Annotated in this window: 16 protein-coding genes and 6 pseudogenes; 18 read left to right on the forward strand and 4 right to left on the reverse strand. The window is 58.2% G+C overall.

Translation table 11 applies throughout. The features are described from left to right. Together istA and istB are read left to right on the forward strand one after the other, a co-directional pair. Positions 1-1252: pseudogene (gene istA, locus QY049_RS21060) on the forward strand (IS21 family transposase); the annotation flags it as partial. Beyond that, a pseudogene (istB, locus tag QY049_RS21065) lies at positions 1249-2057 on the forward strand (IS21-like element helper ATPase IstB). The pseudogenes istA and istB, both read left to right, overlap by 4 nt. Before the next feature lie 1024 nt (positions 2058-3081). Here the strand turns inward: istB and QY049_RS21070 are convergent. Continuing rightward, positions 3082-4095, reverse strand: coding sequence for an LLM class flavin-dependent oxidoreductase (locus tag QY049_RS21070; protein WP_128955129.1), 1014 nt, complete (start codon positions 4093-4095; stop codon positions 3082-3084). 37 nt (positions 4096-4132) lie between these two features. Then, positions 4133-5185, reverse strand: a complete 1053-nt coding sequence (gene hisC / locus QY049_RS21075; protein ID WP_232995662.1) for a histidinol-phosphate transaminase — start codon at positions 5183-5185, stop codon at positions 4133-4135. Between the two features lie 655 nt (positions 5186-5840). Between hisC and QY049_RS39115 the strand changes: the two genes are divergently transcribed. From QY049_RS39115 to QY049_RS21080, 3 genes and pseudogenes are all read left to right on the forward strand, one after another. Next, positions 5841-6233 carry a transposase gene (locus tag QY049_RS39115; RefSeq protein ID WP_128929899.1) on the forward strand — a complete coding sequence of 131 codons (393 nt, stop codon included), beginning with the start codon at positions 5841-5843 and terminating at the stop codon, positions 6231-6233. Continuing rightward, positions 6167-6307: pseudogene (locus tag QY049_RS39120) on the forward strand (IS3 family transposase); the annotation flags it as partial. The gene QY049_RS39115 and the pseudogene QY049_RS39120, both read left to right, overlap by 67 nt. A gap of 12 nt (positions 6308-6319) precedes the next feature. Further along, a pseudogene (locus tag QY049_RS21080) lies at positions 6320-6613 on the forward strand (DDE-type integrase/transposase/recombinase); the annotation flags it as partial. 40 nt (positions 6614-6653) lie between these two features. On the opposite strand, the pseudogene QY049_RS21085 reads toward QY049_RS21080, so the two are convergent. Continuing rightward, positions 6654-7192 (reverse strand): annotated as a pseudogene (locus QY049_RS21085) (IS30 family transposase); the annotation flags it as partial. 560 nt (positions 7193-7752) lie between these two features. Between QY049_RS21085 and QY049_RS21090 the strand changes: the two are divergent. Next, positions 7753-8169, forward strand: coding sequence for a MerR family transcriptional regulator (locus QY049_RS21090; protein ID WP_128929901.1), 417 nt, complete (start codon positions 7753-7755; stop codon positions 8167-8169). A gap of 205 nt (positions 8170-8374) precedes the next feature. Here QY049_RS21090 and QY049_RS21095 read toward each other — a convergent pair whose 3' ends face one another. Then, on the reverse strand, positions 8375-9316 hold the full coding sequence (locus QY049_RS21095) for a LysR family transcriptional regulator (RefSeq protein WP_128929902.1): 942 nt from the start codon (positions 9314-9316) through the stop codon (positions 8375-8377). Between the two features lie 698 nt (positions 9317-10014). On the opposite strand from QY049_RS21095, the gene QY049_RS21100 reads away from it, so the two are divergent. From QY049_RS21100 to nifA, 12 genes and pseudogenes are all read left to right on the forward strand, one after another. After that, on the forward strand, positions 10015-10635 hold the full coding sequence (locus QY049_RS21100; protein ID WP_276575812.1) for a NodA family N-acyltransferase: 621 nt from the start codon (positions 10015-10017) through the stop codon (positions 10633-10635). Positions 10636-10646: 11 nt separating this feature from the next. Then, complete coding sequence (gene nodB, locus QY049_RS21105) at positions 10647-11291, forward strand: chitooligosaccharide deacetylase NodB (RefSeq protein ID WP_128930191.1); 645 nt, start codon at positions 10647-10649, stop codon at positions 11289-11291. 7 nt (positions 11292-11298) lie between these two features. Then, on the forward strand, positions 11299-12609 hold the full coding sequence (gene nodC / locus QY049_RS21110; protein WP_128929904.1) for a chitooligosaccharide synthase NodC: 1311 nt from the start codon (positions 11299-11301) through the stop codon (positions 12607-12609). A gap of 80 nt (positions 12610-12689) precedes the next feature. Next, complete coding sequence (locus tag QY049_RS21115) at positions 12690-13298, forward strand: SAM-dependent methyltransferase (RefSeq protein ID WP_128929905.1); 609 nt, start codon at positions 12690-12692, stop codon at positions 13296-13298. A gap of 30 nt (positions 13299-13328) precedes the next feature. Further along, positions 13329-15041 (forward strand): nodulation protein NodU, encoded by a 1713-nt coding sequence (gene nodU, locus QY049_RS21120; RefSeq protein WP_128930192.1) that lies wholly within the window; start codon positions 13329-13331, stop codon positions 15039-15041. An 8-nt stretch (positions 15042-15049) separates the two neighbouring features. After that, entirely contained in the window at positions 15050-15964 is a 915-nt protein-coding gene (gene nodI / locus QY049_RS21125; protein WP_128929906.1) for a nodulation factor ABC transporter ATP-binding protein NodI, read from the forward strand. Then, positions 15961-16749: an ABC transporter permease gene (locus QY049_RS21130; RefSeq protein ID WP_128929907.1), complete on the forward strand. Its 789-nt coding sequence runs from the start codon at positions 15961-15963 to the stop codon at positions 16747-16749. Before nodI ends, QY049_RS21130 begins: the two co-directional genes overlap by 4 nt. A 139-nt stretch (positions 16750-16888) precedes the next feature. Continuing rightward, positions 16889-18922 (forward strand): carbamoyltransferase, encoded by a 2034-nt coding sequence (locus tag QY049_RS21135; RefSeq protein WP_128929908.1) that lies wholly within the window; start codon positions 16889-16891, stop codon positions 18920-18922. Between the two features lie 181 nt (positions 18923-19103). Next, positions 19104-20132, forward strand: a complete 1029-nt coding sequence (locus QY049_RS21140) for a nodulation protein NodZ (protein WP_128929909.1) — start codon at positions 19104-19106, stop codon at positions 20130-20132. Positions 20133-20778: 646 nt separating this feature from the next. Further along, the gene (gmd, locus tag QY049_RS21145) at positions 20779-21849 is read left to right on the forward strand and encodes a GDP-mannose 4,6-dehydratase (protein WP_128929910.1); all 1071 of its coding nucleotides are present in this window, start codon (positions 20779-20781) and stop codon (positions 21847-21849) included. Then, a pseudogene (locus QY049_RS21150) lies at positions 21830-22779 on the forward strand (GDP-L-fucose synthase family protein). Before gmd ends, QY049_RS21150 begins: the two are co-directional and overlap by 20 nt. Positions 22780-24143: 1364 nt before the next feature. Continuing rightward, on the forward strand, positions 24144-25859 hold the full coding sequence (gene nifA / locus QY049_RS21155; RefSeq protein ID WP_128929911.1) for a nif-specific transcriptional activator NifA: 1716 nt from the start codon (positions 24144-24146) through the stop codon (positions 25857-25859). Positions 25860-26681: the final 822 nt, after the last annotated feature.

Genomic DNA, 26681 nt, shown 5'->3' on the forward strand with positions numbered 1-26681 from the left:
GATGCTACGGCGTCATCCGGATCTCGGCATCGGTATCCGTCGTACCCTGGAACGTCGGATCCGTGCATAGCGGGCGGTCCACGGCGAGGAGCAGGAGGTGATCTTCCGCCAAACCCACGAGCCTGGCCAACTCGGCCTCTCCGACTTCACAGACATGGACGAGTTGGGTGTGACGATCGCGGGTGCTCCGTTGGATCATCGTCTCTATCACTTCCGTTTGGCCTATTGCGGGTTCGAGCACGCCCACGTCGTGCTTGGCGGCGAGAGCTTCGTCGCCCTGGCGGAAGGCCTGCAGAATGCCCTCTGGTCGCTCGGTGGGGCGCCGCGGGAGCATCGGACCGACAGTCTGTCGGCCGCATTCTGCAATCTCAATCGTGATGCACGGGACGATCTGACGCAGCGATACGAGGCCCTTTGTGCCCATTACGGCATGCGGCCTTCCCGCAACAATCGAGGCGTCGCCCACGAGAATGGCTCGATCGAAGGGCCTCACGGTCATCTCAAGCGAGCAATCGCGGACGCCTTGCTGCTGCGCGGAACTGTCGACTTCGACGATCTTGCCACCTATCGCGGCTTCATCGACGAGATCGTCAGCCGCCGCAATGCCCGCAACGCCAAGCGGATCGATAGCGAGCGCGTGGTGTTGCAGGAGCTGCCCGATCGGCGCACCTCCGACTACGAAGAGGTGATCGTCCGCGTGACCTCGTCCGGCGGCTTCACCCTGCGCAAGGTGTTCTACACGGTGCCATCGCGCCTGATCGGTCACCGGCTGCGGGTGCGCCTTTACGACGATCGTCTCGACGTGTTCGTCGGGGGCACCCATCTCGTCACCTTGCCGCGTGGGCGGCCGCATCCCAATGGCAAGTACGACCAGGTCGTCGATTATCGGCACGTGATCCATTCCCTGCGGCGCAAGCCGATGGCACTTCTCAATCTGGTCTACCGGGATCGGCTGTTCCCGCGCGATGCCTACCGGAAGACCTTCGATCGCTTGCGCGAACGCTTGCCGGACAAAAAAGCCTGCCGGATCATGGTCGATCTCCTCGCGCTCGCTCATGAACGCGGCTGCGAGACCGAACTCGCCGATCAGCTCACCGCCGACCTCGAGGCCGGCCAACTGCCCGACATCAACCGGCTACGTGCTTACTTCGCCCCCGATCCCGCCAACCTGCCGAACGTCGTGGTGCAGCTCGTGCCGCTTGCGACCTACGAATGCCTCATCGGTACCGCCGAGACCGGAGGTGCCGCATGAGCGTAACGAACACGGTTGATGCCGCGCGCCTCAATCTGTTGCTCAATGAGCTCCGTCTGCCTGCCATCAAGGTGCTGTGGGCGCAATTTGCCGAACAGTCCGACAAGGAAGGCTGGCCGGCCGGCCGCTTCCTCGCGACCATCGCCGAGCACGAGATTGCCGAACGCGGCCGCCGTCGGACCGAACGACACCTTGTCGAAGCACGTTTGCCCACCGGAAAGACCTTCGACAGCTTCGACTTCGAAGCTGTGCCGATGATCTCAAAGGCGCAGGTGATGGCGCTCGCCGGTGACAGCTGGCTGGGCAAGGGCGCCAATTTGCTGTTGTTCGGCCCGCCCGGCGGCGGAAAGAGCCACTTGGCGGCAGCGATCGGCCTGGCCCTCATCGAGAACGGATGGCGCGTCCTCTTCACCCGGACCACCGATCTCGTGCAGAAGCTCCAGCTAGCGCGACGCGAGCTTAACCTCGAGGCGGCCATCAATCGTCTCGATCGCTTCGATCTCCTGATTCTTGATGATCTCGCTTACGTCACCAAGGATCAGGCCGAGACCAGCGTGCTGTTCGAGCTCATCAGCGCACGCTACGAGCGCCGCTCGATGCTGATCACCGCCAATCAGCCATTCGGCGAATGGAACAGGGTCTTCCCGGACCCCGCCATGACCTGGCCGCTATCGATCGCCTCGTTCATCACGCCACCATCGTCGAGATGAACGTCGAGAGCTATCGCAGACGGACCGCCCTCGAACGAAAACGCGGTCCCGGACGGCCGCCATCGCACGCGACATCCAAAACCGTCGCTGATTGACGCTGCGCGACAATCAGAGTTCAACAAAACTCTTGCGCGCGACAATCATCGCGGCAATCATCATCAGGCCGCGACACGCCTCGCCATCCTGATTGCCGCGCACTTCCTACCCAGATTGCCGCGCTACATCAGCTCCCGTCGCTACGACCCCAATCGGGAATCCAACAGCCAGAGTGTACTCAGGGCTGGATAATCGTTGGGGGTCAGTCAAAGTCTACGGCTGCTGATGTAGTTCCAGAAGTTCCAAATGGGAGTCGCCAAGTTCCATGCCTTTGTCGGAACGAGCCGCCCGTCCAACAGTCAAGCACGGATGACGCCAGACTGGGGACAGACGCCGGCACTGTCGTCCCCGGAATGTCTACTGAAGGAGCAACAACGGCTCACATCTAGGGCCAAGTAATCTCACCCCACGCGCCAAATTGCTACCTCTCGGTAACATGGCATGATCCAATCCGTCGGGCAGGAATGACAAATTGGGGTTCGCTTGCTGGCTGTGGGCCCATCCGGTTTGGACCGTGCAAACCACAGCCACGGCAATCGAGGACGACGAACCGTCCGTGATGACGACTACCGCATCCTGCTCGCATCTCGACAAAAGCTCGACAAGTTCACAAACCTTCATCTTCCTAACCAACTTCTCGCCATCTAACCTCCTACTACAACAGCTTCTGTCTCTCTTTGACATTTCGCATTGCTCGGCTGACTGATCCGCCCTCAGTCGGTCGTCACTCTCCTGTTAAATACAGAGCCCACCTCGAGGTCATCGGACCTCGCCACCTTGCGAGGCACCACCACTCGCTCGTTCAGCGCCCGGAAAGCCCGCCGAATGAGCAGACCTGGAGTACTCACCCGCGCCGCCTGGGACAACCATGCTTCGAACACTTGATGTGCCCGCTCGACTGCACTAGGTGCAGCCGAGCGGGCATCCGCTTCACAGGCGCTCGACCTGGCGCCGCAGCGCCTGTCCAGAGAGGATCATGGGCTTCAGCCCACCGAAAGGTTTATCACTCTTATCCTAAGAGGTTCATGGGCCGCCTCCCGCCATAAGTTCGGACCGGAGAATAGTCGCCGTGTTCAAGGCCGCAACAAGCGGGAGATCGCCAAAGGCCACTTGGCAGAGAAGATAGTTAGCTCCCGCTTGCTCCAGGTGATCAATAAGGACACTTCGCACAGAAGCGGCGGTTCCGACAACGCACAATTCACTTTCAATTGCTGCTTCGAAGGTTGGCGGAAGGTTCGGAGGGGCAGGTACCCCGCTGAGATCATAAAGGACCCTAAAGCTCGTGAGCCATCTGTCGTAAGCCGCTGCAGCTAGCGAATACGCATGAGCTTCCGAAGTGTCTGCTACAATCATGCGAAGCAAACCGACAAGCGGAGCCCCTCCGCGCCAATTGCACGCGCGGTACGCGTCAGTCGATTTCCGAACCATAGAGGCCGGGCCAATGCTCGCGATATTGGCACCGATCTCAGCGGCCGCTCGCGCAGAGCCGGGCTGGCTCACGGGAATCCAGGTCGGTGGATGGGGACGCTGATAAGGCGTAATTGCTAACGGCACTTCGTGGAGGCGATAATGCTGACCTTCGTAGGACAAGGTCCCGCCTCGCATCGCTCTGGTCAAGATCTCCATTCCTTCGGAATACAGCTCGCGAGCGCTCTCTGCGCTAACCCCGAAGTACCCCAATTCAATCGGTAGAGAGCCCCACCCGATACCGAGCTCAAGACGACCGCCGCTCAAATGATCCAGCATGCATGCCTCTTCATAGGCCCGAAGGGGGTGCTGAAGGCTTAGCAGCATGACCATCGGCCCGATGCGGAGCTGCTTCGTACGCTGCGCAACGCTCGACAGAAATACGTTAGGCGAGGGCGATCGCCCGTGCGGTGTGCAATGGTGCTCGGCAAGATGGTACGCGTGGTATCCCAACCGGTCACACGCTTCGGCCAACACCAGTCGATCGTTATACTGCTGCGATAAGTCGAGACCGTCTTCGTCCAAGTGGTCAAAGATTCCAAGCCGTATTCGACGTGATACATTTGTCACGTTAGTCCTCCCGATTTGACGAAATCGTTCTCATTAATCAGATCAGCCCCCCAGCAATGCCACTGACCACAGATAAACAGGTGTCCATCTGCTCCGCCGCACCTATTGAGATTCTTATGAAGCCCCCAAGGTCCCCCTCGGGAAACACCGCAACGTTCACATTCTTCCTCTCTAAGGCTTGCTGCCACCATCTACCGTCGTACCCAAGCGGTACGCGAGCCAATACAAAGTTTGCATGTGATGGCAGGACATAGAATCCAAGCGCCGACAGCGCCACCATAGTTCTCTCCCTTTCCTGAACAATGCATTCAATGCACTGATCGTAGGCATTACGATGCTCGAGGATGCTGACGCCAACGGACTGGCTAATCACGCTCATGTTGAAAGGGTTCTGTATGCTACGCAGTCTTGCAATCACCCGCGGGTTACCGAGGCCAAAGCCGATGCGAAGGCCCGCTGCAGCGTAACTCTTCGAAAACGTCCTTAGCAGCAGAAGATTCTGATATCGGTCGATCAGACCCAGTGCATTGTCTGGAGCAAAGTCGACATACGCCTCATCGAGCACGATAAGCTGATCCGTTTCAGCGACCAGTCGCTCAATTTCCGCGATCTGAACGAATGTCCCTGTTGGGTTATTTGGGTTGGCGAGCACGATGAACTTTGCGTCTCCTGCCGCCTGCCGAACACTTTGGCTCGCCGGCAGAGCATTGTGATCGGCCCAATCAACTTCAAGCAAGCGCGCTCCGTTCACCGCCGCCAATTTATGATTGAACGAAAAGCCGGGCGACAACATTCCGACAGTATCGCCAGCGGCAAGAAACCCCCGGTAAATAAGTGCGAGAATCTCCGATGAGCCATTTCCTGCGATCACCTGCTCGACAGAGACCCCATAGGCTCGCGCGGCCGCTGATCGTAAGCCGCCGCTGTCCTCCTCCGGATACCTATTGTGGGTTCCAATCGCGGCAAACGCAGCCCGCATGACTACGTCAGGCATCGGGAACGGGTTTTCGTTCCTGTTGAGGTTCACGCATGGCAGCGAGTACGCAGCGATCCCGGCGGATCTGCCTTCCGCGAGACTCCTGTCTGCCATAGCATGTCGATGAAGGTATTCCTCGTCACCTGACATCCAGATCCTCCTCTATGCAGCCCGACATCCGCCTGCTGCCGCAGGTCGCGCTGCTTTCCCTATCTCTGTTGCGGACCAGCCGCACCTCACCTCTTGGTTTGTTCAAAGCCGGTCACAGTGCCCCACATTGGGCTCTATGGGTTCGGTTGAAGACACTCGAGGCTGTCACACAGCAAGGCGTCAAAATGCAGCCCTAACCGACAGCATCTAGCGCGATCGCCATAGCCATTGCTTACCAATCGAGCTCACTCGGCACGCCTGTGCGCTTCCACCTTTTCCGTGTACAACCTGACCCTGCGGTCGATTCAAGTGGTTTATCCCAAGGCCGCTCCTGCAGACCGACATTAATCAGCTGGAAGCACACACAATCCGAACCAATAATGCCGCCGTTCACAGATCACTCCTTTCGCCACAGGGCCGCCAAAAGCAAACCGCCTGCCCCCCGGCCTGTTCAAATGACCTGTTGAGCCTCTGCCGCTGAATGCCGCACCGATCAGAAACAGCCCGGTGCCACACCGCACATTGGCTCCGGATATTACCGATCTCCCTTGTTGCACCCGTGAACCTCCTCCGAATTGATGGACACCTGTAGTAGGCTCGAAGAGCCAGGAGGTGTCGGATGGAAGGACGTCAGCGTCGGTCGCTTACGGACGACTACAAGCGGCAAGCGGTTGATCTCGTAACATCGAGTTGGCGCTCGATCGGATCTGTTGCCAAGGAGCTTGGCTTGCGAGAGTCCGTGCTGCGGCGGTGGGTGGAGCAGCGAGGGGTTCGGCTGCAGCCGACGGCGGCGGCGCGGCGCCCCACGACGCGGGCGACGCTGCCGTCGGCGGACCACGCGGCAGAGATCGCGCGTTTGCAGCGAGAGAACGAGCGGCTGCGCATTATGCCTGGCGCTCGCGCCCGGGGAGCCGACGATCTGCTGCCAATCGTGACCTCGTCGACGACATCAGGCGGGTCCACCGCGACACCCGCGGGCGTTATGGCAGCCCGCGTATCCATGCCGAGTTGAAGGATCAGGGCCGCGGGGCGAGCCGTGGTCGCATCGAGCGGTTGATGCGGCGTCACGGCAGCAGGGCCATCATGGCGCGGCCACGTCGGGTGCGGACCACCGACAGCCGCCACGACCTGCCGATCGCCCCCAATCTGCTCGACCGCAACTTCATCGCCACTGCGCCGAACCGGATCTGGCTGGCCGATATCACCTACATCGAGACCGATCAGGGCTGGCTCTATCTGGCTGCCGTCATGGATCTGTACAGCCGCAGGATTGTCGGCTAGGCGATGGCGGATCATTTGCGCGCCGAGCTGGCCTTGGCGGCGTTGCGGATGGCGATCGCGGCGCGGCGGCCAAGTGCCGGCCTGATCCACCATTCCGATCGCGGCGTTCAAGGCGGATTCAAGCGGTCGTCGCAACACAGATTGTGTTCACTCACGATAGCAACTCGTCAAGGGCCTCTGCCGGCGTTTTCTAACCCAGGGTTTTTCTCGGTCGAGCATTGAGGGCCGCGGCCACAGCGGCGATCTCGTCGGCGCTGTGGCCGCTCAGGTCGGTGCCTTTCGGGAAGTACTGACGCAGCAGCCCATTTGTGTTCTCGTTGGTGCCACGCTGCCATGGGCTTTGCGGATCGCAGAAGTAGATTTGGACACCCGCGTCGATCTTAAGACGATCGTGCTGAGCCATTTCAGCTCCCTGATCCCAGGTCAGCGAACGACGCAGCTCTTCGGGCAAGCTGATGATGGTGCGCGTAATCGCGCCGCGCACCGCTTCAGCTCCGTGCCCTGCGAGAGCAGGCCCATTCTTCATGCGCGGAGCTTCGCCATGCCCCGCAACCCGGGGAAGATGCAGCAGCATCGTGAAGCGCGTCGTACGCTCAACCAGCGTGCCGATCACCGAGCTGCCAAGACCAAGGATGAGGTCTCCCTCCCAGTGACCGGCACCGCGCGATCGGCCGCTTCGGCGGGGCGTTGTCGCTTAAACTCGCTCCTCTAGGCGGGGGCACCTGAGAGCTTCTCCGTGCCCGGGCCGAGGAGCCTGCGTTTTTTCAAGTCTCCGGTCCTACGCGCCCCAGGTCCGTCTCCGTTCTGCCTCATAGCAGCCAAACCCCTTTGTAAGGAGCCGCGCCGACGTGACGGATTTGAATACAAGCTAAGGGACCACGTTGCATATGCCAGGCCGCATCTATACTCCCGAAGACCTCTTAATGCTCGGACGTCTTCTTGATGAGGCCGTCGTTGCGCTCCCCGATTGCATGCGAACTCCTGCGAATCGCACAGCACTCGCGACGCTCATTCTTGAACGCACGTCCGCCGCGGACGATCTGCGTTCATTTGTCAGGCTGATGCAGCTTGTAGCGCCCTCAACGTAGTTCAGGCCGGATGCGCTATTAGCGCAATATTGCGCTACATGGCCTGCCGCAACACCCGCGTATCGCAAGCTTCGTTCGATCTACGACACGCCGCCGCCCTGCCAGGCAAGCGGTCCGAAAGCGCTTGAACCTCCCCTGGCGTCAGGTTGTACAGGTCCGGCTATGAACAGGCCTTCATTCTATAAGCGTCGGTGGCGGCGCATTGGTGAACTTGCAGATGCCACCGGCGTCACGGTGCGGGCATTGCGTCACTATGAGCAGACAGGACTGCTCACTGCTTCTCAGCGTACGTGCGGCGGCCATCGCATGTACGACGCCGACAGTTTGACACGCGTTTACCACATAGTCGCACTTCGCCGGCTCGGCCTTTCGCTTCAGGAAATCCGGAGCGCTCTTGAAGGACGCTCGTCTCTTTCGCGTTTGTTGAGCGAGCAGCTGGAACGTGCAGAGCGCGAAGTGATGCGCGCAACCGCCGTCCGCGATCTGCTGCGCCGCCTCGCTCAGAATGTCGACGCAGATGTCCGGCTAGACGAGCTACCCAACCATCTGAACCGACCTCCGGGTAAAGTCGACATGTGAGTACCTCTGCTCGAACGGCGCGCTCGGCGGCAATCAGAGTGGGGCCGTCGCCTGTCTGGACGCCGCTGCGCGACACCGTTTCCGACGACCAACAAGGGCATGCGGGTCATTTGCTGCGGCCAACCCGTGTCACGTGGAGGCCAGTAATTGAAGGCTTAGCGCGACATGCTCCGCCGCGTCTGAACGGCCCCAATTGGGGGACGCGCTACTCAGGAGCCAGGCTTGGTTCCTCCTGTGACGAACCGAGGCGAGCGGCTTCCTCAAGCAAGACCTGGCGCATCCACTTGCTTGCAGGCTCATTGTTGTGCAGTGCAGGCCATTGCAGCGTCTCCGTAAAGCCAGGCAACGGCAGGGGAAGCTTTGCAACGCGCAAGGGTAGCGATTTTGCGAAATGCCGCACCAACGTTGCCGGCATGGTCGCTACCCGGTTCGTCCCGACGAGCATGTGGGGCATCATGCTGAAGCCCTGAACCACGACCTCCACGCGCCGCTTAACTCGATGCTCCTGCATGAACCATTCGTCGATTGACGGGACGCGAGAACGGCCGAACCGGACAGCAACGTGCCCCATGGACATGTAGCTTGAGAACGTCAGCGGTCGCGCCAATCGCTTGTTGGAACGGCAGCCCACGCAAACCAGCGTCTCATCAAATAGCGTGGCCTTCGGATGCTCATCCGTCGTGTACACGTCGGGAAGAATGATAAAGTCGACCGCACCCCGCTGAAGGGGGTGGTCGAATGGATCGGCCAGTGGCATCAGCTCGAATTTGATGCCGGGCGCCTCTCGCGCGACGCGCTCAATCACCTTGCGAATAAGCACGATAGCCGCGAAATCGGACATGCAAAGGCGAAAACGGCGATTTGATTCGTCCGGCCTAAAGGGCTCGCGAGACGTGATGGAAAGCTGAATGTGCAGTAACGCTTCGCGAGTAGGTGAGGCGAGAGCCTCTGCGCGTGGGGTCAGGACAAGTTCACGGCCGCTCATCGTGAACAACTCGTCCTTGAAATACGCACGCAGGCGGGCGACCGCCGCACTCATTGCGGGCTGGCTCAAGTTGATGCTGCGTGCTGCTGCCGTCAAGTTACGCTCTGCTATCAGGGCATCAAGAGCGACGAGCAGATTTAGATCTAGGCCACGAAACCGCATTGTTCATTCATCCGCAGTGTAGATGTAACTCATCTAAACAATCGATTTTACCCGCGCGCGCCACGATGGAATAAAAGTGACGTGTCCGACGCAACACGTTAGATTTTGGAGACCACGATCGTGGCGCTGCGCATTGAACATAGTGAACCGCGAATCATAGCGACACCGCCCCAGGCATTTCTTGAAGCTCACATATGGTCTCAGCCCTGCAGACCCCTTGGTCTCGCGACCCAGTTATCAAGCGGCAATGGGCTCTTTACAACGATCAATCGGACAGCGCGCCCCATCCAATCGACACCACCATGCGTGCCCCTTGCAAACAGCAACAGGCGCTATCCCAGTTCGAGCGCGCCATGTCTTACATTAGTAGCCCGTACCAGTTCACACATTCAAACCACCTCGATCACCCCATCAAACATCTTTAAGGCGAGTAATACATCAGAGGTGCTTTGTCTCGCAACTCGCAGGACGCCGATATGTCCGCGAAAGGACGCCGATATACCATCGTATATTGTACAACCTGACCGCACCCACCTTCTTTCTAGCAGGATTCCTGTAGGGCTCCCGCGGCCTGCTACGCATTGCGCCGCATTCCCAAGTCGTTCTTCGCCGAACCGCAGGAGAGCGCCTGCAGCAGCCCCGTGCGCTCGATTCCGTGCGCACCCTGCTGTAGCGCCTCACCTCATGCATACACGGCAATGAAGCCAAACGTAGGAGATGGGTCGATGCGCCCCCCAATACAGTGGCGGACGTGCTGGGAGAATGAGTTGGAGCTATCGGATCATATCCAGCTCTCGGCATTCTTACGAGCGGCTTACGGACCGACCGGAACGTTCAATGCACGTCCCTTTGAGGGCTATCGGAGCTGGGCGGGTGCGAGGCCCGAGCTCCGATGTGTCGGCTACGACAGCAGGGGCGTTGCGGCTCATCTTGGCGCGCTGCGACGGTTCATCAAGGTCGGCGATGCCGACGTGTTGGTGGCCGAACTCGGATTGTACGCGGTACGCCCCGACCTAGAGGGTCTGGGAGTGCCACACTCTGTACGCGCAATGTATCCTACACTACACCTGATGGGCGTTCCTTTCGGATTTGGCACAGTCCGTCATGCGCTCAAAACGCACATCACGAGGTTGCTCGATCGCCCAGGGCTGGCCTCGATCATTCCGGGTATACGCGTCCGTTCTACGCTGGCGGAGGTCTATCCTGCTTTGCCGCCCACGCGAACAGACGACGCTCTTCTCGTCGTTTTGCCTGTCGGAAAGCCGTTGAGCGAATGGCCGCCCGGAACGACAATTGAGCGAAACGGGCCCGAACTGTGACAGGCCTCTCTATGCACTTAACAAGCGTTGGCGATGGCAGGCAGTATGCTGACTCACCAAGCGTCCACTTGACGTTCGACGACGGGCCGCACTCTTTTTATACCCCGCACATCTTAGACATCCTCTCCCAACATAACGTGCCGGCGACGTTCTGCGTCATCGGCAGATATGCAGCAGAACATCCGCACATTACGCGCAGGATAGTTTCCGACGGACACGAACTCGCAAACCACACCATGAACCATCCCGATCTCTCGAAATGCGAGCCAACGAAAGTCGCGTCGGAGATTGCACACGCGAACTGTGCCATTAAGTCGGCTTGCCCGGAGGCTCGGCTCCGACATGTGCGTGCGCCATATGGGCTCTGGACCGAACATGTGCTCTCCTGCGCCGCGAGCGCTGGGCTCGGCGCACTTCACTGGTCTGTAGACCCTCGCGACTGGTCTCGGCCTGGTGCGGATGCGATCGTCAGCGCGGTACTGAGCTCCATCCAACCTGGAGCCATTGTTCTTTTGCACGATGGCTGCCCTCCCGATGAACGCAATTGGGGTCATGATCAAAGGCTGCGCGATCAGACAGTATGCGCCGTCAGCCAGCTAATTCCCGCATTGCACAGTCGCGGCTTTGCAATTCGTCCCATTCCTCACTTTCACTGAGACCAGAATGAGCCTGCTTGTGACCGCCAGCACTGCCGCGATTGGATCATACACAATCCTTTCAGCGTTTTATAAGAGCGCTCAAATGATCTATGCAATAAAGAGCCGGGCCTCATCGCCGCCACTCACGGACGTCGATCACGAAACGATGCCCAGTGTCGACGTTATCGTTCCTTGCTACAATGAAACGCCAGACACCCTGTCGGCGTGCTTAGGCTCGATTGCCGCCCAGGATTTTACTGGACGACTGCGCGTCTATGTCGTTGACGATGGCTCTCAAAACCTCGCTGCTGTCAAAGCTGTCCACGACGCTTACGCGCAAGATACACGATTTCGCTTTATCATTCTGCGAAAGAACGTAGGCAAGAGGAAGGCGCAGATTTGTGCCATCCGGCAGTCATCTGGAGACCTGGTTCTCAACGTCGACTCTGATACGACGCTCGCAGTCGATGTCGTCACAAAACTAGCAGCTAGCATGCACGAGCCGGAAGTTGGTGCCGCTATGGGCCATCTGGTCGCGACCAATCGGGATCGCACTTGGCTCACGCGGCTCATCGACATGGAGTACTGGCTTGCTTGTAACGAAGAACGCGCTGCACAAGCCAGCTTCGGTGCTGTTATGTGCTGCTGCGGACCCTGCGCCATGTATCGCCGTTCGGCTCTTACATCGCTGCTCGACAAGTATGAAACGCAATATTTCCGCGGGAAGCCCAGTGATTTCGGCGAGGATCGTCACCTCACAATACTTATGCTGCAGGCAGGGTTTCGAACTGAATACGTTCCAGATGCGATAGCCGCAACCGTCGTTCCCGACAGGCTCGGACCTTATTTGCGTCAACAACTACGCTGGGCACGCAGTACGTTCCGCGACACGCTGCTAGCACTGCGGCTGCTGCCTCATCTTAATGGCTATCTCACATTAGATGTTATCGGACAGAACCTTGGCCCTCTTCTTTTGGCTCTGTCCATAATGACCGGGCTCGCTCAGCTTGCGACCACGCACACCATACCATGGTTGACGATCGTTGCTATTTCATCGCTAACGCTGATGCGGTGCACCACAGCGGCGATTCGTGCTCGTGAGGTGCGATTTCTTGGCTTCGCGTTGCACACGCCAATCAATCTGTTCCTAGTGCTTCCCTTGAAAGCCTATGCATTGTGTACATTGGATAACAGTAACTGGCTCTCCCGTACGACGCCTCCGGCATCACTCTGCGGGGCTCCGGAAACGATCCACGAACGTGACGCCTGTCACCATGATGCCGCTCGGCGACAGCCGGCAGCGCTGGCGGTCACCGGGGAGGGGACCACCCGTTAAGGCGCTCCAACGCTCGGCCTGTGATCTAGGACCGCGCTCAAACGCGGCGAAAACAAGCGCACTAAAGTAAGGAAGGGTGAATGACATTCGATAAGGTACTGCGCTTGCTCGAGCGGGAGATGGAGGCGGACGACCCGTGGCGGCTCAACGCGAACCCATTCGAGCAAGAGCGCCACGCGCACTTGCTCCGTCTGTGCCTCGCGGAAGGCGCGGTCGGTAACGCGCTTGAGGTGGGTTGCGCAGCGGGCGTCTTCACGGCAAAGCTGGCGCCCCACTGCCAGCAACTCGTAGCAATCGACGTTCTGCCGCGTGCGATCACTCGAGCAAGGGAGCAAGCTCAATGGCCTCATATCGCCTGGCACATCTCTGACGTGCGGGACCTCAACGCAACTAATCCATTCGACCTGATCGTGGTGGCGGAAGTGCTTTATTATCTTGAAGATACCGGCCAGATGGGTGACGCCATCGAGAAGCTCACGCGAATGCTGGCGCCCAGCGGACGGCTCGTTTTCGGATCAGCGCGTGACGCCTCTTGTCAGCGTTGGGGGCATCCTGCGGGTGCCGAAACAATGCTTGATGTTTTGAATGAACATCTGGTCGAGACTGAGCGCGTACAATGCCGTGGCGCGAGCATCGACGAAGATTGTTTGATTGCGTCTTTTCGCACTAAGTCGAACTTGCCAGACTAGTGCATTCGCTGCGGCGAACACGGAGTGACTATGCGAATCTGTGGAATCAAGCTGACACATGACGGAGCGGTTGCCGTTGTGGAAGATGGGCGCTTGCTCTTCTGCATAGAGCAAGAAAAGAGAGCCAATAATCCACGCTATCAAGCCATCACCGACCTCTGCGCAGTCACTCTCGCGCTGGCCGAACACGGCTTAAGGCCCACGGATGTTGACCGATTTGTCATCGACGGCTGGGACGGGCTGACGCACTCGCAATTTGATGTCCTAAGTGAAGGGGTGCCGCTCACCATTAAGGGAGCGCCATATATCGAGTCCCACGAAAACACGCTCCTCACGCCCTATGCCGGGTCGGGCCTCGTCCTCGATCGGGTGCCTTTACGTTATCATAGCTATGCTCACGTAGCCGGCCACGTGGCCGGCGCTTACTGTACCAGTGCTTTCGCCAAAGCCCGAGCCCCTGCATTGTGCTTAGTGTGGGACGGCTGCATCTTTCCGCGCCTGTATCATGTAGATCCGACCGGAGCCCGCTTCCTCGACACTCTTTTCCCTTTCATCGGCCATGCCTATGCTATCGCTGGGCAGCACTTCGGGCCCTATCGTCAAGCCAGCAGGGCAGGCTGGGATCTTGGTGTCGCAGGTAAGCTTATGGCGTATATCGGGCTAGGCGCTCTCGATGAGGGCATTCTGGCAGTCTTTCAAGAGATGTATGAAGCGTGTCTAGCCGGTCCTTCCGAGCGTGCTCGCGCTTACCGTGCCAGCATAAACGATCCTGAAGCCTTACTTGCCGCCACTGACTGGTTTTTCGAGGCATGCGGTCGTCGGCTCACCGGTACGCCTTCCGAAGATGTACTCGCATCTTTTCACGTTTTTCTGGAGCGGCTGCTGGAGCAAGAAATAGGACTTGCTCTGCTACGGCACTCAGGTCTTCCGGGCTTACGGCACCTGTGCATCGCTGGAGGGTGTGGACTTAATATAAAGTGGAATAGTGCTCTGCGCGCGACGGGATTGTTTGATTCAGTTTGGGTACCCCCGTTTCCAAATGATAGCGGCTCAGCAATTGGCGCGGCTTGCGCCGCCATGGCCGAGCCAAACGCTTTGACTCCTTTGGAGTGGTCAGTTCACAGCGGACCGGCCTTGACCGGAAGCAACCCATCAGGCCAATGGGAGGCTTTGCCCTGTACCATCGTAGAGCTTGCGGCTCTCATCGCTACAGGCAAGCCCGTAGTGTTCCTCACCGGCCTCGCGGAGCTCGGACCCAGAGCACTCGGCGGCCGCAGTATTATTGCGGCTGCAACCTCCAAGGAGATGAAAGACCTTCTGAACGATATCAAGCTACGGGAACGATTTCGTCCCGTCGCTCCTATTTGCCTCGAGGACCGGGCTGCTGAAATTTTCGATCCCGGCAGCCCAGATCCTTACATGCTCTTCGACCATCAAACCCGTCGCGAATGGCGGACAAAAGTTCCCGCTATCGTGCACCTGGATGGTTCTGCCCGATTGCAAACAATCTCCCGAACGTCTCCGCAAAAGATCGCTGCTCTTCTGGTCGAGTATGAGAAACTTACAGGAATTCCGCTGCTCTGCAACACGAGCGCCAACCATCCTGGCCGGGGGTTTTTTCCTGATGTTGCTAGCGCTTGTGACTGGGGTCGCGTCGACCATGTTTGGTGCGACGGCTTTCTCTGGCAACGATCCGTCGAAGCTGGTCTGACATTATCCAATTCCGCTCTGGTCACTGACTAAGACAGCCTATGTCCAATCCAGCGATTCAACTGACTGACGTCCAAAAGACTTATCATGATCGAGGCGTCGTACGGGGTCTGACCTTTAGCGTCGCTAAGGGAGAGTGTTTCGGGCTACTCGGTCCAAATGGGGCGGGTAAAAGCACGATCGTTCGGATGATCCTCGGCCTCATATCGCCCGATGCCGGCCGGATCACTGTTTTGGGTGAGCAGGTGCCGGCACGCGCCCGTTTGGCGCGCGCGGGCATCGGCGTCGTCCCACAAGTTGATAATCTCGAGGATGCGTTCACTGTGCGCGAAAATCTCCTCATATTTGGACGGTACTTTGGACTGAATACGCGCGAAAGTGAGGAGGCTGTGCCTTCGCTGCTCGAATTTGCGCGACTTGAGGGTAGAGCAGAGTCACGGGTCGCGGATCTGTCCGGCGGCATGAAGCGACGTCTCGTGCTGGCCCGTGCCCTGATCAACGATCCACAACTGCTCATCATGGATGAACCCACGACCAGCCTCGATCCCCACGCCCGCCACTTGATTTGGGAACGCCTGCGTCTTCTGCTCGCTCGAGGAAAGACTATCCTGCTGACGACCCACTTCATGGAAGAGGCTGAACGACTTTGCGATCGCCTCTGCGTGCTAGAGAATGGACGTAAGATCGCCGAGGGTGCGCCCAATGCTCTGATCGACTCTCAGATTGGCTGTGATGTCCTCGAGGTCTACGGCGGAAACCCACTCGAGCTCCGTGCGATAATAGAGCCTCACGCTTCGCGCATCGAGGTGAGGGGAGAGACGCTGTTTTGCTACGCGCCGGATCAGGCGGCGGTGCGGCTTCGGCTTCGTGGATGCACCGGTCTGCGCCTTCTGGAGCGGCCGCCTAACCTGGAAGACGTCTTCCTGCGGTTGACGGGACACAGGATAGACGCATGAAGACGATATCCAAAGCAGCCTTGCCATCGGACGCACTCAGTTGGATCAGCGTGTGGCGCCGCAACTATCTGGCATGGAGGAAGGCCGCCGCTGCTTCGCTGCTTGGCAACTTGGCCGACCCGTTGACCAACCTCTTGGGTCTCGGCTTTGGGCTCGGCCTGATTGTCGGCAATGTAGACGGTCACTCATATGTCGATTTCTTGGTCGGCGGAATGGTGGCAACCAGCGCTATGACCGCGGCAAGCTTCGAAACTCTGTACGGAACGTTCGCTCGCATGCGCAGCCAACGAACCTGGGACGCAATGATGTGCACTCCGCTCACGCTGGGTGATATCCTCCTCGGTGAATTGGTTTGGGCAGCAAGCAAGGCCACTTTGGCGGGCACCGGAATCGCGCTTGTTGCTACGGGGCTTGGCTATGGCACCTTATTATCCACGTTCTATTGTTTCCCCGCTCTCGCCCTCACCGGCCTTGCGTTCGCGAGCGCGGCGCTCGTCGTTGTCGCGATTGCCCCAAGCTACGACTATTTTGTGTTCTACCAGACTCTCATCTCGACCCCTATGGTGTTCCTATCCGGGGCAGTCTTTCCCGTTGCGCACCTTCCGCCCGCTCTCCAGTTGGCTGCAGCCGCGTTACCTTTGGAACATTCGATTGCGCTAATACGGCCTGCAATGCTCGGGCTACCACTCGATAGCATCGGCGCGCATGTTGGTGTCCTTTTCGCTTACGCAGTACTGCTCTTCTTACTGTCGGCAAAGCTATTTCGGCGACGCTTATCACACTGACGATGCCCAGCCGCTTAATGAACGCACACCCTGTTTCTCGGCCTGCGCTTGCCGGCCTATTCGCGTTCAACGTCGCGGACGTTTCATTACCCGGCCGCCCTAAAGATCATGATTACTACCACACTTGCTGGAGGATAGAATGCTGTGTCTTGGATTGAGCGGCGGATTGGATAAGGTCCATGAATATCGACCTGCACTCTCGCACACATTCTTGCATGATGGCGCAGCTGTCATGGTGCGTGACGGGCGTGTGTTAGCCGCGGTTGAAGAAGAACGCCTAAACCGAATTAAGCATTCCAACAAATTTCCCGCCCAGGCCATCCGCTACTGCCTGGCTGCTGCGGGAGCGCAATTAAAGGACATCGATCGCATCGCATTCTATGCAACCGAGTCCTATTGCAACGCGATGCTTCGGCTTTTGTTTGGTTCGGAGACGCAGAGTGGCATCCCTCTCGACGCCAGAACCCTTCTACAGCTTATGCTATCGCAGGAGTTTGATACAGAGATCGAGCCATCGCGCTTGTCATTCGTCAGTCACCATCATGCGCATGCAACAAGTGCTTTTGCTGTGTCCGGCTATGACGAAGGTCTAGTCTTGGCAATCGACGGCGGCGGTGATTTCCTCTCCGGGATGGTGGCCATTGGATCGGGAAGTCGTCTTACTCAACTACATACCTTCCCAGAGGACGGTTCCCTCGGATTGTTTTACTTAGAGGCAATCAAGTGCCTCGGTTATGGCTTGTTCGACGAGTACAAGGTTATGGGCCTTGCTCCGTACGGGGACTCCTCGCGTTTCCGAGAACTATTTCAGCAATTCTACGAATTAAAGGAGAACGGTGGCTACAAGATACATTTGAACGACATCGCTCCGGCGTTAGAGCACGACATACACGTTCGCGGCAAGGGAATGCCGTTCACCCAAGAGCATAAAGATGTTAGTGCAGCCTTGCAGGAGGCCTTGGAACGTATTGTTTTTCATGTTCTCAGGCATTACCGTGAGGTGACCGGCATGAAGCGGCTATGCTTGGCTGGTGGTGTCGCCCACAACTGCACCATGACCGGTAAGTTGCTCTATACAGGACTATTTGATGATATCTTCGTGCAGCCCGCGGCGCACGATGCTGGATGCGCACTCGGCGCTGCTCTCATGGTTTCCGAAGAACAAGGACGTCCCGCACCCCGTGAGCGGCTTCAGCATGTCTATTGGGGCCCGGCACTTGGGGATGACCATGCTGTAGAGCGAGAGGTTGCTGCATGGCGCGGGCATATCGACGTGCAAAGAAGCGCGAACGTGGCGAGCGTGGTAGCTGAATGGATAGCCAACGGTTCGGTTGTTGGCTGGGTCCAAGGCCGCTCCGAATTTGGACCGCGCGCCCTCGGTAACCGCAGCATTGTTGCTGACCCCAGACCAGCAAAGAATAAGGACCGCATAAACGCCATCGTTAAAAAACGCGAGGGCTACCGGCCGTTTGCACCTTCCGTATTGGAGGAACATGCCGCTGAGTTTTTCGATCTTCCTAAGACCGCGGGAGCTTTTCCGTTCATGAACTTTGTCGTTCAAGTTCGTGATTGCAAGCGAAGTGTGCTTGGTGCGGTTACGCACGTCGATGGTACAGCACGGCTGCAGACGGTGTCACGTAGATCGAACCCGCGGTACTGGGAGCTGATTAATCAATTCCACAAGCGGACGGGCGTCCCTGTCCTCCTCAATACATCTTTCAACAACAATGTCGAACCGATCGTGCAGTCGGTTACCGACGCAATGGTCACGTTCCTTACGACAGATCTTGACGCCCTCGTGATCGGATCGCTTCTCATCACGAAGCGCGTCGCCACGCCGGAGGACTGGGCTGCGCTCCGCGTTTCCTTACCGGCCTACACTTCACTTCGCCGTACCCCGGATCACGTCACCGCAGAGTGTCGGGAGATCGTCTGCGAGACTTATACCACCTTCTCCGATGGCGGCGCTGTGCGCATCTCGCCCGATCTATTCGAGTTGCTGCATGGAATCAAAGGGGACGCCGCCCTCGGCGAGCTTCTCGCTCACGTAAAGGGCGAGCGGCGCGACGCAATCATCCTTGAACTTCGGCAGTTGTGGGAAAAGCGCCGCATCTGCTTGCGTCCCGCCGCCAACAATCTGGGAGATCTGCGCGATCAGGCGCATGCGACTTGATAGGTATCTCTTTGTCTAGCTAGCGAACGGCAATCCATAACCGACCTCTTGGTCGCGAAGCGGACAAGCTCTCGCAACCTAACATACGGCTCGCGACGGCCTGGCGGACGATAACACTGCCGGTACTTTCCTGCCGTCCAGGGTGAGCAACTTATTCAACTGCCGGAGCAATGGATTCAAGATGACTCATCAACAGCGCTTCGTCATTTCCAGGCGTCGCACCGGTTTCGGCGATTGCTTATGGTCGCTCGCGTCAGCCTGGCAATACTCCAAGCGAACAGGGCGCACTTTGGTCATTGACTGGCGCGGATCTTGCTATCTCTCTGACCCCTTTACAAACGCCTTCAGCGTGTTCTTTGAGCCGCTCGACAACATCTCGGGCGTACCCGTTATCTGCGACGATAAGATCAATCAACTCTGCTTTCCTGGGCCGTTTTTTCCACATTGGTGGAACAGGCCTGCAATTGACGGCGTTTACCGGTCGGATGACCAAATTTTCCACGAGCGTGATGAGCTGCGCAGGTTGTTGGTAACGTCAAGGGATATCCAGGCGAATACTATCGTTTGTGACGCTTGCTTAATGTGGGGCTGTGATCAGGAGGCCGAGCGCAACATATTCCAAAGCATCACACCACGCCAGGAGATCAGGCGTCGCATCGACGATGTTTACCATCGAGCGTTTGAGGGGCACGATGTAATCGGGATACACGTTCGGCACGGGAACGGTGAAGATACTATGGGTCATAGGCCTTATTGGACCGACCCACGAGTCGCTATGGAGCAGGTATGCGCTGCAGTTGAACGGGCAAAAGCATTGCATCATACACGACCGACAAGGCTCTTTTTGTGCACTGACAGTCCCAGCGTCGCTGATCACCTTTCGGCTGTCTATTCTGAGCTCTTCAGCATTCCCAAACGCTTCCGAGCGAACGATGCTGGCCCGCTGCACACTGCAGATCTTGGAGTCGAGGGCGGATTCGCTGCTCTCGTGGAAATGTACCTCCTGGCCTACTGCCATACCGTTATCCGATTTCCGTCGACAAGTGCTTTCTCGCGCTACGCAAGCCTAGTCGTCCCCCAAGTAATCGAATTTAGCTTGGACGATCCAAGCCACTTGATCTTAGCCGAAAGGTCATCCGCCGAGCACGCGCCAGATGCGCGCTCTCTCGCCGGTCCTCACGAGCGGCGGCCAGCGAAGCCGGCCTTTTGATGCTTGCCACAGGACGTCAAGCCCCACCAGCGCCAAGAAAGGCTTAAATGAGCCTAGCACTTACTTCAGCAGTCACCAGGTACAACGCCTCGGTGCCATATCTGGACATCGGTTCGAAGCCATCCAATGGACTCCGCGCGAAGCGAGGGTGCGACACTGCTGTCGTAATGTCTCACCGACCTATGCCGTTCTCCGACGGAGCCGGCTCGGTTCGTATCCCAAGCACCTTGTTTGGTGAAGGCGAGTGCTGCGGATGAAGGTGCGGCGGGAGTAGATTTCTCAAATGAGTTACCGATGCCCATACCTGGAGATAAGGTGGTCACACATTGTGCTGGACCTCTCTATGCACACGAGGGAAGGGCGCCGAGCTCACCTCGCGCGGGTTGATGCCGGATGCAGGCCTCCCAGGATCGTTAATTCAGGCCCCAACGTACTTGGTATTCCTTGCTGCTTTCACCACACAGCGCCTTGCCAACTTCTCCACGGCTGAGAGATGGTGGAGCCAGGGCGCGCCGCCACACTTCCCCGGAATATGAGCACTAGCGCCATAGTAGGTTGACCACGCCGGACGATATGTCAGAGGGACAGGCTTCGGCCGTTGCTGGAAGTCGGTAGGCCCCTGAGGCATTTGGGAGCATTTGTGAATATGGCTGAGCGCGTCGCTCTCATCACCGGCGTAACCGGGCAAGACGGGGCTTATCTCGCCGACTATCTACTGTCGCTCGGCTATGTTGTGCACGGCATCAAGCGCCGCTCGTCCTCGTTCAACACAGCGCGCGTCGATCACCTTTACCAGGATCCGCATGTCGGCAAGGTCCCGTTCCTGATGCATTACGGCGACATGACGGATTCGACCAATCTGATCCGCCTGATACAGCAAATCCGGCCGACTGAGATCTACAATCTCGCCGCCCAAAGCCATGTTGCCGTCAGCTTCGAGAGCCCGGAATATACCGCTAATGCGGACGCAATCGGGGTGCTGCGCCTCCTGGAAGCAGTCCGCATTCTTGGAATGGAGAGGCACACGCGGTTCTATCAGGCTTCGACCTCGGAGCTTTATGGCCTGGTGCAGGAGATTCCGCAGAAGGAGACGACCGCATTCTATCCACGCTCGCCTTATGGCGTCGCAAAGCTGTATGGCTACTGGATTACGGTAAACTACCGCGAAGCCTATGGCATGTTCGCCTCCAACGGTATTCTGTTCAACCATGAGAGCCCGATCCGTGGCGAGACCTTCGTGACCCGCAAGATCACGCGTGCCGTCGCGCGCATCGAGGTCGGCCTGGAAGATGCGCTCTATCTTGGCAATCTCGAAGCCAAGCGGGATTGGGGCCATGCCCGCGACTATGTGGCGGGCATGCATTTGATCCTGCAGGCCGATAAGCCAGACGACTTCGTGCTTGCCACCGGAGAGATGCATTCCGTGCGGGAGATGGTCGAGCTGGCCTTCGCGCAGGTCGGCCGCCGCATCGAATGGCGGGGCGTGGGCGTCGAGGAAACCGGCCTCGACGCTAGAAGCGGCAAGACCGTGGTCCGCATCGATCCGACCTATTTTCGCCCCACCGAGGTTGATCTTTTGGTCGGCGATGCCAGCAAGGCGCGCACCAAGCTCGGGTGGAAGCCAAAGCGGAGCTTTGTCCAACTGGTTCAGGAAATGATGGCGAGTGATCTGGCCGAAGCAAAACGGGACGCCGACAATGGCAGCCACTTCCTTTGAGCTGAAGGTCACACGCGTCTACGTCGCCGGTCATCGCGGCATGGTCGGCAGCGTGCTGGCGCGCCGGCTCGCGCAGGAGGAGGTTGAACTTGTGACTGTCGACCGGCACGGTCGACCTCTGCAACCAGGCCGCCGTATTCGACTGGTTCGCAAAGAAGACGCCGCAAGTCGTTTTTCCTTGCCGCGGCCAAAGTCAGCGGTATCCTCGCCAACAATACGCGGCGCGCTGAGTTCATCTACGATAATATTGCCATCGCGCCGAACGTGACCCATGGCGCGCATCTGAATAGCGCCGAGAAGCTGATGTTTCTTGGCTCCTCCTGCATCTATCCGAAGCTGGCGCCACAGCCGCTTCGCGAGGACTCACAGGCCAGCTGGAGCCGACCAATGAGCCCTACGCCATGCAAAGATCGCCGGGATCAAGATGGCCGAGGCCTATCGCAGCCAGTATGGCAGCGACTTCGTCAGTGTAATGCCGACTACTCTGTACGGCCTTGGCAACAATTGTCATCCAGAATACAGCCACGTCGTAGCCGCGCTGATCCGGCGCTTTCACGAAGCGACGCTTGCCGGCGCGAAAAACGTTGTGGTCAGGGACACCGGCTTGCCACGCGCAAATTCCTTTATGTCGACGACATGGCGAATGCCTGCCTCCGTTTGATGAAGCGCTATTCTGAGTCCGAGCTCGTCAATATCGGGAGCGGCGAGGACATCATCATCGCCGAGTTCTCCCGCCTCGTCGCCGAGGTCATCGGTTATCGAGGCGAGATCAGCTTCGACACCTCGCGTCCCGGCGGCATGCCACGCAAGCTGCTCGATCTCCGCCGCCTTGACAAGCTCGGCTAGCGGGCGACGACGTCGCTTCGCGACGGCTTGATGCGCGCCTATGAATCCTATCAGGCGTTCACTCGGCTCCCGCCGCAAACCTAGATACGATTACCACAAGCAGGAGTTAGCCGCAGGGAGCAGGAACGACATGCCACACGAGGCTGCCACGCGGTCGTGGCGATGATGCTCACGATCATCTAGGCGCTCATTCTATCGCGTGATGCCTGGGTCTCGGTGTCGTTCGACTCGTCCTGCTGTCCCATGACGCACCCCCTCAGGGTGGAACCGCGGACGAGCTCTATCCTGAGACGCCGCTCTGCGATTCGCTTCTTGGCAACGGTAGTAGCAATGAGAGGCGCTCCGTGGTTGCGGACCAACGCGCACCATCGCCTTACACTCCCTCGTTTGACCTTCTCGCCATTGCGACGTGCCGGTTCCAGACTCAACCGCCCTGACGGCCCTCGTCAGCGGACGTTTCGTAATCGGCCATGCTGACATACCGGGCGCCCTCCAGTGGAGACACGGGATCAGTCGCATCAAGCCGTTGAGCGAACACGCGGAGGACCGCGTCACCGGCCGCGCAAAGCGCCTTTGCCCGACCGCCTCACTCTGCCATTTTGCATGCAGCCTGTCAGTAAATCACTCTAGGTCGACGGCACCAATGCTTCGTCAATAGGCCTCCGACCGTGAAACCACCGCTTACGGGCGCGGTGTTGACGGCTCGAGGCGACCGAGTCAGCCGGCCATTGCGAATGCTTCGTCAGCGTCCTGCGAATCCGGCACAGCTTTAAGCGTCGGAGCGACGCGCTGCGGCCAAAGGAGGTCAAGGAGCACGACGACCTCGCAAACCAGTCTGGTGCCTGATTACGTGTCTCGAGCGAAACGTCCCGGCTCCTACAGCTGCCTCTACAGCTGTTACGGCCATTGTTCTCGCGTAAATCACAGTACCCGGACCTCGTCCGAACGCACTTTTGCCCGACTACGGCTGAGCTCGCATGCCGCGCCTCTCGCAGCCCTCCCAATGGGCAGCAGCGCGCTGAAAGCGATTTGCGGTGGCACCTTCATCGGTACACCAGTCCAGGACGAGCGGAGCGAGCTGCATGACCACGACTTTGAAAGAAGTCCGATTGTCACCAATCGGAAATGGCGGCCCTCGCAGCTTCGCCGAACCTGTTCACCTGAGCCTAGATGCTGCCCGCAGTAGGGACCGGCATGGACGACAGACGACCTGCTATCTCTGAAAGCACTCGAGGATCATTTGCATAAGATGCGCCAATATGGCGCACTCCTTGCGTTAAAGGACCTCACATATTCAAACTGGCGACGCTGCACCGGAGCAAATCTCTCGTCCAGGGCTGACTCTTTAATCATGGTTGGCCTTGTCGTCGCTGCACGAAACGTTGTTAGGTCCGCGACAGCGCAGGCGCCACGGCCGGCGTAACAACGATCGGCGGAAACCGGACAATATGACTAGCGACATTTTGTCTTCAACATCACAGTTCAAGTCACCGGGAGCGGAGGCCTCTCGCAGCGACGCTCAATGGGCACACCCGAAAGTGCCTGAGATCCTGCTGCGCATAGCGGAACAACTCGCCGCGCCCTTTCGGCTCGAGCTTCGGCTGGAGGCCGTCGTCGCGTTAATACAGTCTCAGCTTCAGATGCAACATTGTGTGGTCTGTCTGCATGCCGGTCACAACGCTCCGGCGATTGCCGTGGGCGCGGGCTGGACTGAAGGGAGCGATCAGCGTTTTCGACTCCGCCTGCCGCAAGGAGCTGTCGAGCGCGTGCTCAATACGGCCACACCCCTTATAATAACCCCTACGCAACCGAACAATTCCCAGACCACAAGCGATTCAGGTTCATCTGACGCCACGGCACATAGTCGATTGTCGTTCATCGCCGTTCCAATCGCTGTCGAGAGCACGACCGTCGGGGTGCTCTCGGCCGAGCTGTTCCGGGACGGGTCCCCATCGTTAGATCCCAATTCACACGTGACCCTTCTCCTCGCTATCGCGAACATGCTCGGCCACTTTCTGAGGTCATACCTCTCCACGGCCCACGATGACAGCGAGCCGCCTCTTGCGACCGATGGCAACCAGACAACGTTGCCGCAGGATGATCAAGCCGAAGCGGACCGCAACCTAACGCTACCTGGCGTAGTTGGTCGCAGCCCGGCCCTGCGCAAGCTCCTCCGCAAGATCAATGTGGTCGCTAAATCAAATGCAACGATACTCTTGCGAGGCGAGTCCGGTAGCGGAAAAGAGGTTGCTGCACAAGCGATCCACGACCTATCGCCCCGAGCCAACCGCCCATTCGTCAAACTAAACTGTGCGGCATTATCGGAGACTATTTTGGAATCTGAGCTGTTTGGACACGAGAAGGGCGCCTTTACCGGAGCCATCAATTCGCGCAAAGGGCGCTTCGAGCTGGCTGACAAAGGCACGCTGTTTCTCGACGAGATTGGTGAAATCTCACCTTCTTTTCAAGCGAAGCTGCTGCGAGTGCTACAACAGCAGGAATTTGAGAGAGTCGGCGGTACACACACGATAAGAGTTGACGTTCGACTCATAGCAGCGACTAACAAGGATCTAGAGGTCGCCGTTTCGCAGACACAATTTCGCGCGGATCTCTACTACCGTCTGAGCGTCATCCCTTTGCTTGTCCCACCATTGTGTGAGCGCCGCGACGATATTCCGTTGCTCGCTACTGAATTTCTTCGCACGTTCAACTCCGAAAACGAGCGCTCGTTGACTTTCGAACCAAGCGCGTTCGACGTATTGAAAAGTTGCGAATTTCCCGGCAATATTAGGGAGCTTCACAATTGCGTTCAGCGGACTGCCACCATGGCGGCCGGTCCAGCGATTAACAGTCGCGATTTCGCCTGCAAATCCGATGGTTGCTTCTCCGCTCGACTTTGGAAGAGTAAGCAGCCGCTATCGATGCCGTCACAACCGCTGCCGCATACGGGGCCATGCGATGCTTCATCCGAACCCGCTCACGGAACCACGCTCTCGCACCTGCAGGTTACGAGAGGTGAGCGAATAATTGATCGCGAGCACCTTATCGCGGCCATGGAAAGGGCGGGCTGGGTACAGGCGAAAGCAGCACGGCTACTCAAACTGACGTCGCGCCAAATAGGCTACGCACTCAAAAAACACGGAGTCGAGCTAAAGCACTTATAATCACCCTTGACTGCAACCGGGGGATCGTTTGAAAGCACAGGTTCACGCTTCAGCTTACCGGGCCACTAAGGCACGAGCAAATCACACGCAGACTCCGCCGGATGCTTCTCGTAAGATAGACCGCTTTCAAGGCAGAGGCGCAGTTCAACCGATCATCTACACCACGGTGCGCCAGCGACAGCTCACACCGTTGCTCATCTGATGCTTTCGTGTGGCGGCCCACCTTGACTAACCACTTAGCGACTCTGCTCATCTAGCACCCGACCACACTGGTTCAATGAATTCGCTCCGCCAGGCGCCTTTACTTCGACGATACATCAGGCCCCTTAGGCTGGATACTCGCTTGCAATCCGACGCCACGTACATCTCCTGGACACGCTGCTCACCGTGCGTCGAACGCCGGACGTAACCGACCGCGCTACTTAGTGTCAGCCAGCGCCAACACCGTACGACAATCTATATGATCGCCGGCTCACTTTGATACACCACTCGGCCGCTCGCGGGTTGACAGAACCAAGCGGCATTCCGCACTCACACCGGCCACGTTTGACTTCAGACACGAAGTGATTGCGTTCGCATCAGGTATGGCCGCGCTACAGAGCCGAAAGACGTCGGCGATACACGCCTGCTTTTCCTGTTCCGTGGGTAGAGGCCCGCCGGCTTTGGCGTACATGAATGACAACGAGTTTAGCGCGGCAACAATACTAACCGTTAGCATATAGTACTTGAATCTGTCGCTCCAGCAAGATGAGTTGAGCTGCCTTCGACGCATGATATCCTCTCAAGGTAGGTCGGCTTAGGTGGACACGGTGTGCTATAACG

The sequence above is a fragment of the Bradyrhizobium sp. WYCCWR 13022 genome, assembly GCF_030435535.1.
Classification (GTDB): domain Bacteria; phylum Pseudomonadota; class Alphaproteobacteria; order Rhizobiales; family Xanthobacteraceae; genus Bradyrhizobium.